Source organism: Bacillus cereus group sp. MYBKT111-2 (assembly GCF_051915205.1).
Lineage (GTDB): Bacteria > Bacillota > Bacilli > Bacillales > Bacillaceae_G > Bacillus_A > Bacillus_A paranthracis.
Window position 1 is genome coordinate 1 of record NZ_JBQAEG010000021.1, and the last position, 8,574, is coordinate 8,574.

The following is an 8,574-nucleotide window of genomic DNA, read 5'->3' on the forward strand; positions in this document are numbered from 1 at the left end:
ATGATGGCAGAGAGGTCACACCCGTTCCCATACCGAACACGGAAGTTAAGCTCTCTAGCGCCGATGGTAGTTGGGACCTTGTCCCTGTGAGAGTAGGACGTCGCCAAGCAAGCTTAAGACGAGTCAGAATGACTCGTCTTTTTTGTATGCTTTCATGCCTCTGTTAATTGCTTGTTTAACTCCTTCTAAATAGGCAAAGCCATGCCTTTTATCTGGTTCTAAGTAAGTACCTTCTGCCCATTCATTCCACGCATTAATAAATAAAAACTCGCTGTTGTAAAGAGAATAGGTACGCTGGATTTGCTTACTTAAATATATCGTGAACTTCTCAGGAGTAGAGCCTACGAAAATGCTGCTATTTAAATCTTTGCGGCGTGCTGTGTTATCCCAGTCAACAAAGGCACCGGGAAATGTTTTTTTCTCTGGAGGAGATCGCTTTAGTATATACATCCAAACTTTATCATAATCCCAAGCGTTTATTTGTTTACCAGACTCATATATTGTTTTATTTATGTCTGAAGAGCTATCATGAGCAATTGTATAAAAAGGCTCGAATTGAATGCTAGCATCGAACCCATTTATATTAGGAAGTGGGAAGCTGTTTAATGTTTCTACAAAGTATATACCTGTCAAACCATTTTCTTGTGCGAGTGTATTCCAGTAGTTAAGCATTTGCTCACAATTAGGTATATGCCCAGGACGATAAATAATGAATAGTGGTTTATTATCTATACGGATATACCTCTCATCTTGGAAAGCTTGTAATAAATAATCAAAGTGTTCTTTCCAATCCGATAACCCTCCGTAATTTTGAGGCATTAATATGTGACTATCAAGACCATCCCAAGTTTTTGTCCATGGTTCATTTGCCCAAGATAGGCAAAATGGAAAATCTGGTTCGCCCATCTGAAGTACCTCATTAAATGGTCTCTCCAATAGCCTCTTCCCTTTAAACCAGTAATGGTAATAACAAAAACCATATATGCCGTGTGCTTTGGCAATTTCTGCTTGCCATTTTCTTACGGATGGGGTGGTTAAGTCGTAATAAAAATCTTGATAAGGTTCTCTAGGTTGATAATGTCCTGAAAATAAAGGTCGTGCACTTTTAGTATTTGTCCATTCAGTAAAACCTTTTCCCCACCATCGGTCATTTTCTTTTATTTGATGAAACTGTGGTAAGTAAAAAGCAATTATTTTCAAGATATATCCCCCTTATGTGCTTCGTAGTTCAAGTGGTGGGAAGTTATTTTTGATTTTTCGAATCTAGTTAAAGCATGAGAACCGTTATTTACTTACTCTGTTTATGCCTCATAATGAATTTTTTTGTACAGTTTGCTTGATATGGAAATCTTTAATGATTTAATATATACGGCTGAAATATAAAATGATCTTCATTATACAATGAGCGAAAAGAGTTAATCTTTTTGGAGAACAAATAGGGCTTGGGGTAATCGGTTTGCATCATCGAAAAAGTCCCGCAGCTTTAAATACTTCTCATAGTGGTTTTTAATATAAGTTCTAGGTATAATGGTTTCCCCGTAGAAGCTACTATTTCTAACGTCTCCAGCTCCCGTAGGGCTGTGGACGAAATTGCCGCTTTCATAATCCGAGATGGCACGATTTATATCTGGAAAAGCTTGAGATAAAGTTTTATGCCATCCTGTCTGAATTAATTCAGGGTGTTCCTTAAATTGTTGACAAAAATCGAGAAAATAGCGCGCTTGTGTTGTGGCGACGAGGATTCCACCTGGACGAAGAATTCTTGAAAATTCCTTTATCCAATTTTCTGCAGTTTCTTCGGATAAATGTGAGAATACAGAATAAGCGAATATGATGTCTAATGAATTGTCATTAATAAATTCTGCAGGAGGGTGTGGGGGAGCTACTTTATATCTGCCTCTTCCTAACGTTTCGTTACAAAGGTTAATCATTACAGGGTCTACATCAATACCAAGTAAATTTTTATGGCGAACATCTTTGAAAAAGAAGCGTATGATTCTTCCCCAGCCACAACCAAAGTCTAAAATTTTCCGTTCTTTATTCAAGGGAACGCCTAAATTATGGGCATATGTTTTTACAAGTCTATAAAACAAATATGCTTCATAAAGAGCATGTTCATAGGAAGCACCTACAAACTGTTGTTGAATTTCTTCAGGGGGGAACATAGGTACTGGGATACCATTTATCTTTGTTTGTGAGCAACTTTGTATAAATAGATGAAGAAGTTCAACATCAGAAAGCGGGCTAACAAGGTTATCAAAATCACTTCCTAACTTAAAGTCATCCATTTGTTAACCTCCAAATTATATGGTGCCTAAAAATCATTTTCTTGTTTTCTACTAATAAAAACATGTAAAAATTCAGCATCTAAGCCTAGTGATTTATCCTTTTGTAAATAAACTAGGGTATACATATTTGCATGTGTATAAATATATTCAATCATATCTTGGCCCCAATCAAATGTTACTAAAGACCCATTCTCATCAATAGGATTTCCGTGATAAATTGGCTCTTCAATATACTCAATTCCATCCTCATTGATTCTTGCCCTTTGCAAAGTTTTTGGAAGTGTGTGGTACCAAGGGACAGTAAACACATGAGCACCGCCAGGCTTTAATACACGCTCTATTTCTTTAAAGGCTTTGTTTGGTTCCATTACATGTTCAAAGACATCTTGAGTAATGAACAAATCAAAAGATCCATTTTGGAAAGTCATGTTTTCTAAGTTCTCGCATCTAATCCCTTGAAAGTATTGGCCGAGAGGATAGTTTTTAAAGTATTGAGAGTATGTATAGTTTTTACAGTTTTTTATTAGTAGTTGAGTTGTAATCCCCCCAGGTGAGGATTCGTGAATATGATAGGAACCCCATTTCGGAAAAAATGTATTTAAAACATGAATTAAAGCTCGCTGCCTTGGTATAGAGTGGCATGTAGAACATAAGTAGTGATCTCTAAGCCAATCGTTATGCTCTATAAATGTAGTTTCCTTCTCACAAATAACACAATATCCGTTATTATGTTTCAAATTACCTTCCACATGACATCACTCCTGTGTAAAAAATGTATATGGCACATGCGTCAATAATTAGTGAATTCAAAGAGGGTAGGTGAAATTTAGGGAATCTATAACAGTAAAATTGGTAGAAGGGAATAATTAGCAGGGGAGAACCCCTCTCTAATTAAAGTTTCAATTTATGCTATGCGATACATTCGCTTTTATTCATTGAAGAGTGTATCAATTTAAAATATCCCTTTTGTGTACGGATACATTTCAAAGTCTTGTGCATATATTTCTGTAACTAATGCCATTGTTTCTTCATCATAAAAACTTTTATATGTCGGAAAGCGAGGGAAGGCCGCATCTGTAATGCTGAGCTCTGCATAGCTTCCTGTATACATCATTTTATGAGAGCGATGATGATCTGAATTTGTAAGTAGCGCTAAATTAGATTTAACTAAATCATACGTATGTTCTATTTTGGTGATTTGTGTATTAAAATCTTCTAAAGGAATATAGTGTTGGATGAAATTTTCTTCACCCGGAACGTATTGCTGACTAAAATGTATGTCCATTGCTACGGAATTGGGACCTAATGCTCGAACGTAATATAAAAATTGTTTAAATGATATTCCTCGGTTACTATATTTGTCATTATATAAATACTGGCGGATACTTTCCCATTGAGGAATTGCATATGGATTGTCAGCAAGTAATAAAAATGAGCTGACGGCCCTTGTATAGGGATTTCGTACAAGTTTACAAACAGCTTTTTCTGCTGTTAGAAGCCCATTTTGTAACTCTGGTATGTAGTTGGTGTTGTTTTTATATACCCAGAATTCATAGTAATGAATAAAGTCATGGTATTTCTTTGCTTCATTAAACAATCCGATTTGAAAAAAGAACCAATTAGCTAAAGTAGTGCATCCGCTTCTATGGCTCCAGAATAGTATAAGGGGAAAGTCTTTATGGAAATGTGGGATTCGATTTTTATGTAGAATTACATGATTTAAAAGCTCTTGATTTACATTCTTCATACATGTAGTGCTCCTTTTTGAAAGTTTTATTTATGGAGAAGGGGAAAGCTTTTACTAATCCAATATATTCATAGGAATGAGTAAATATTATGAATGTTTTTTCGGGCGGCTTAAATAAGGTAGTGATTCTAAAGGGAAAATATAAAATAAAGATAATGAAAATTTATAAGGGGCATACAATTATAAGAGACTCAATAATAGAATTGACTAAGTTTATTTATTTGTATTTCTAGGTGTGATAAGCAAAAATCTTATTACTAGAGAGGATATTATGCGGAAGAATAATTATTTAATAGTAGGTGGAAATAGTTTCATTGGTATTAACCTCGCATTAGGTTTATTGAAAAAAGGCCAAAATGTAAAAGTATTTTCCAGACATATAAATAATTTTCCTCAAAATATTATAAGTGAGGTTGAATTTATTAAAGGTGATTTAGCAAATGTTGAAGATATATATAAAGCCTTAGTGAATGTGGATATTATTATTTATTTAGCTGCAACGTCTAATGTAACAACTTCAATTGAAGATGTTTTCGGAGATATAAACAGTAGCCTTTTTTTTCTTAATTTCATGGAAAGTGCTAAAAATTTCCCCATTAAAAAAATCGTATTAGCATCTTCTGGAGGCACAGTTTATGGTGAACCGGAATATCTGCCTATTGATGAGGAACATCCATTAAAACCACTTTCTCCTTATGGAATAACAAAGGTGTCGCTTGAAAATTATTTGTACTTTTATAAGAAAAAATATGGAATGGACTATGTTGTATGTAGATATTCTAATCCGTATGGAAAATATCAAAACCCGTTAAAGAAAGTTGGAGCAATAAATTGTTTTTTGTATCAGCATCTCAGTAATGAAAAGATTAATATATATGGGAATCCACAAGAAATTATTCGAGATTATATTTATATCGATGATTTAGTGGAAGTTACTATACAACTATCGCAATTAAATCACTTGAAATTTTGTGTGTATAATATAGGCAGCGGAAAGGGTCTCTCTTTAAAACGAATTATAGTAGAATTGGAGAAATTAACGGAAAGAAAAGTGGACTTTATCTGCTATAAACAAAAGCAAGAAAACGTTCAAAAAATCATTTTAAATATAGATAGAGTAAGACGAGAATGTAATTGGGAACCGAAAGTGGATTTCAAAAGTGGAATTAGATTAAATAAGCTATGGATTGAAGAGTTCTTATATAGTAAAAAATAATAAGCCATGCCCTACTTCTGTATAAGTAGAGCGTGGTTTATTATTTTATTTCTTTTTTTATTACCCAAAGATCTTGATGTGCCCACCAAAAACCTTCAGTGTATTTTTTGATAATAGGATTATAAGGTAATAATTTAATTTTGTCACATACGTAAGAGGGGCTAACGATCGTTTGCCCATATTGATGAACATCTAAATCGAGTTGTTCGCTAGAGGGAAGAAACCAATAACCCCGTTCATTTAAAGCAGGAAAGCCGAAGTACTTTTTACTTTGATATCCATGAGTTGTGAAAATGAATAAGCCGCCAGGGGAAACAGCGTTATACAATGTCTGAAGCCAACGAAACCAAGTTGTATCAGGCATATGAGAAAAAAAGGATAGACAAAAAACGATATCATACGTAGACGAGGCTAATTTTACTTGTTCTGGTTCAGGGTGAGATAATAGAGATGAAGTATGTAATGTGTTTTTAATAAAAGTAATAGCCTCTTCGTGTATATCGCAAGTAGTTATACTTAAGTTCATTTGCTGATTTAATAAATGACGTGTTACGCAGCCATATCCGGATGCGAATTCTAATAATTGAATTGGAGTGTCTACAGGAGGATAAAAGGAAGTAATTAAATCTAAGAGTGTTTCTGCTGATTTTTTTCCATCTTTAAAATAATAATCTATTGCTTCTTTTTTAGATGGAAAGACTGGATTTGTGACAAGGAATTGAAAGATATGATCCTCTGGGTGGATATTTGCACTTACATTGTATTTTTGTGCAATTTGAGAAATCAAATGTTTATTTGCCTCTATAAATTCTTTCAAAGAGTAACACCCCTTAAATAATAGTAATGTCTTAAAAGAGCTACTGATGATAAAGAAAATATATAATTAAACCTTCAAATATGTTTCAAGGTACTTTCTATATGCATACATTTTCTTTTTTGAAATGTCGTCGATAGTAAAGGTGTCTTTAATGAAATTCTGCATTTGTACAACTTCACTGTAATGGGAATATGAATCTTCTGTTCTTGTTACGCTATTTGTATGTCGTCTATGATAGTTTAGAGGTTTTGGATTAAAATAAATGTTCCCCTCTTTAAGGAGAGAAACATAGAAAAACCAATCACCAGCTATTTTAAACTTTTGCAATTGTTTTGCTATTGTTTTTATATCTATGTTTTTAAAAACTACACTTGAGACATTAGGTATGGTGTTTTTGATAAATAACGTATCTTGTATTTCATCTATCCCTTTTCGGATATAAGAACTCTGCCATTTTTCCTTATCGATATCATTTGTGTAATTCAAATAATGATTGGCCAAGATATTTCCTTGTTCATCTATTTGTTTTGATTGTGTGTAGCTTAAGGCAACATCACTATCTATATGAAACCCTTGTATTACTTCTTCTAAAAATGTCTGATCACATAAGTCATCGGCCTCAGCAATCCAAATATAATCACCGGTTGCTGCAGAGACACCTTTTATCCATTGTTTAAATACAGAACCAGAATTTTTATCATTAATAATCTGCTGAACTTTCAGGTGGTGTTTATTTTCATTTGAGAGCAGCTTTTCAAATATAGATACGCTATTGTCAGTAGAGGCATCGTCTAGGAAAATTAGTTCGTAAAGGGGATAGGTTTGATTTAATATTGATTTAACTCGTTCCGGTAAGTATTTTTCGTAATTATAGTTCGGTACAATGACGCTTATTTTTTTATAATTATGCTCAAGCAAGTTTAATAATTGATAAACGTAATCAAGAAAGTTGAAATCTTTTTCAATAAGTTCTTGGCCAAAGGTCCCTTTCTGTAATCGTAAATCTTCATCCCCGATAAATTCATATATTTTTTCCAGCATCATCGGTAAGTTTAAATAGTCTACTAATGCACCGGTTTGTTCCGTAACAACATCTCCAAAACCTCCAGCATTTTTAAACCCTATAACAGGGACTTTTGTATCTAATGCTTCTAAAACCACGTTTGGGAAAGGATCTTCTCTTGAAGTTAATAAATATAAATCAGCCCCAGCGTTATATAAACCGATATCTGGAGTAGGCTCCACTAATGTGAAATGTGCTGTATATCTTGGTGATAGCGTTTTTAAAAAGTGAACATCTGTTTTCCCAACCCAGATAAAATGAATATTTCTATGAATCTTTCTTACTGAGTAAGCAATAAGTGAGAATAAATCTATCCCTTTTCGATGATCAGCGAAACCTACCCCCAAAATGATTTTGCTATCTAGAGGCAGGTTGTGTTTTTTTCGTAATTCGTTTCGCGCTTTTGCAATGTTGTTCTTATAAGGATTGTGGTTAAACAAACCTTGAGGGAGGATGTGGCACTTTTGATGGTCTAATTGGGTGATTGTAAGGAATTTTTCATACACGTACTGTGAAGGAAAGACAATTTTGTAAGCAAATTGGGCAATGTTTCTAGCCTTTCCCACAGCAGAGTATTGTTGTATTAAATGCGGCAATTCATGTATTAATGAAATAACTTTTATATTATGTTTAGCTAGTAATGCAACTATGTCACCACTTATGACGGTACTACATATGGCGATGGTATAGTCTTGTGATAATAACTTCTTTATTAATGATTCGATCTTTTTGTCCGTTGGGTAATCTTCCTCTAGGCAATAAACAGGACCATACTTTTGAAAATCGTGGATTAAAATGCCCGTTCCAATAGAAATAATTGCGACGGAGTAATGAAAATTTTCTTTAAGAGCTTTAATAGTATGTAAAGAAAGCAGCTGTGCTCCGTGGAAATGGGCATCATGGGATACATAAATGATTTTCTTATTAACATGCATTTCATAACGCCTCCTAAGTTAATTAGATTTTTAGTAAAGGTATGGTGTATTTATAATTCCTAGAGAGAAGTGGTAGGAGATAATTGTGAATGTAATCGAAATGAAAAGGCTACTTTTAATATATATTTGTTTGGCTTGATATTCATTCTTTAGAAAGTAGAAACTGTCGATTATGAAAGTGACTGTACTAGTTTATTAATCTTTAGGGAAGGATTATAAAAATACGCTTTATAATTTATAAAATAAAAAGGATAAAAGGTATTGACGATTAGAGTATAGAGGTGTAATATAGGAAAAGTCGCCGATGACAACAACGTCGAAAGCGACAAACGAAATAAAAAACTTAGTTGACATTGAAAGATGAAAATGTTAACATAAGGAAGTCGCAAATGAGCGGCTAAGTAGTTCTTTGAAAACTGAACGAAACAAACAACGTGAAACGTCAATTTTTATTTTATGATGCTAGACAAACTAACTTTATTGGAGAGTTTGATCCTGGCTCAGGATG

The 8,574-nt window shown here is 33.7% G+C and carries 7 protein-coding genes and 1 rRNA gene; 2 read left to right on the top strand and 6 right to left on the bottom strand.

Annotated features, from left to right (window positions below):
• Positions 1-109, top strand: a 5S ribosomal RNA gene (gene rrf, locus ACTFNE_RS27130); the annotation flags it as partial.
• Positions 110-123: 14 nt separating this feature from the next.
• Here the strand turns inward: rrf and ACTFNE_RS27135 are convergent.
• From ACTFNE_RS27135 to ACTFNE_RS27150, 4 genes are all read right to left on the bottom strand, one after another.
• The gene (locus ACTFNE_RS27135; RefSeq protein ID WP_046199650.1) at positions 124-1,200 is read right to left on the bottom strand and encodes a glycosyltransferase WbsX family protein; all 1,077 of its coding nucleotides are present in this window, start codon (positions 1,198-1,200) and stop codon (positions 124-126) included.
• Between the two features lie 215 nt (positions 1,201-1,415).
• A complete protein-coding gene (locus ACTFNE_RS27140) occupies positions 1,416-2,288 on the bottom strand; it encodes a class I SAM-dependent methyltransferase (protein WP_046199651.1) in 873 nt (290 codons plus the stop codon).
• 26 nt (positions 2,289-2,314) lie between these two features.
• Entirely contained in the window at positions 2,315-3,037 is a 723-nt protein-coding gene (locus tag ACTFNE_RS27145; protein ID WP_046199652.1) for a class I SAM-dependent methyltransferase, read from the bottom strand.
• Positions 3,038-3,240: 203 nt separating this feature from the next.
• Entirely contained in the window at positions 3,241-4,035 is a 795-nt protein-coding gene (locus tag ACTFNE_RS27150; RefSeq protein ID WP_046199653.1) for a sulfotransferase family 2 domain-containing protein, read from the bottom strand.
• A 271-nt stretch (positions 4,036-4,306) separates the two neighbouring features.
• On the opposite strand from ACTFNE_RS27150, the gene ACTFNE_RS27155 reads away from it, so the two are divergent.
• Positions 4,307-5,251 carry an NAD-dependent epimerase/dehydratase family protein gene (locus ACTFNE_RS27155; protein ID WP_001230823.1) on the top strand — a complete coding sequence of 315 codons (945 nt, stop codon included), beginning with the start codon at positions 4,307-4,309 and terminating at the stop codon, positions 5,249-5,251.
• Between the two features lie 40 nt (positions 5,252-5,291).
• Here the strand turns inward: ACTFNE_RS27155 and ACTFNE_RS27160 are convergent, their stop codons facing one another.
• Together ACTFNE_RS27160 and ACTFNE_RS27165 are read right to left on the bottom strand one after the other, a co-directional pair.
• Complete coding sequence (locus tag ACTFNE_RS27160; RefSeq protein WP_046199654.1) at positions 5,292-6,068, bottom strand: class I SAM-dependent methyltransferase; 777 nt, start codon at positions 6,066-6,068, stop codon at positions 5,292-5,294.
• Between the two features lie 66 nt (positions 6,069-6,134).
• Positions 6,135-8,066: a glycosyltransferase gene (locus ACTFNE_RS27165; protein ID WP_046199655.1), complete on the bottom strand. Its 1,932-nt coding sequence runs from the start codon at positions 8,064-8,066 to the stop codon at positions 6,135-6,137.
• Between the last annotated feature and the right edge of the window lie 508 nt (positions 8,067-8,574).

Coding starts and splice junctions, on each gene's coding strand:
- ACTFNE_RS27155 (WP_001230823.1), top strand. CDS start 4,307: ATGCGGAAGAATAATTATTTAATAGTAGGTGGAAATAGTTTCATTGGT.
- ACTFNE_RS27140 (WP_046199651.1), bottom strand. CDS start 2,288: ATGGATGACTTTAAGTTAGGAAGTGATTTTGATAACCTTGTTAGCCCG.
- ACTFNE_RS27165 (WP_046199655.1), bottom strand. CDS start 8,066: ATGCATGTTAATAAGAAAATCATTTATGTATCCCATGATGCCCATTTC.
- ACTFNE_RS27150 (WP_046199653.1), bottom strand. CDS start 4,035: ATGAAGAATGTAAATCAAGAGCTTTTAAATCATGTAATTCTACATAAA.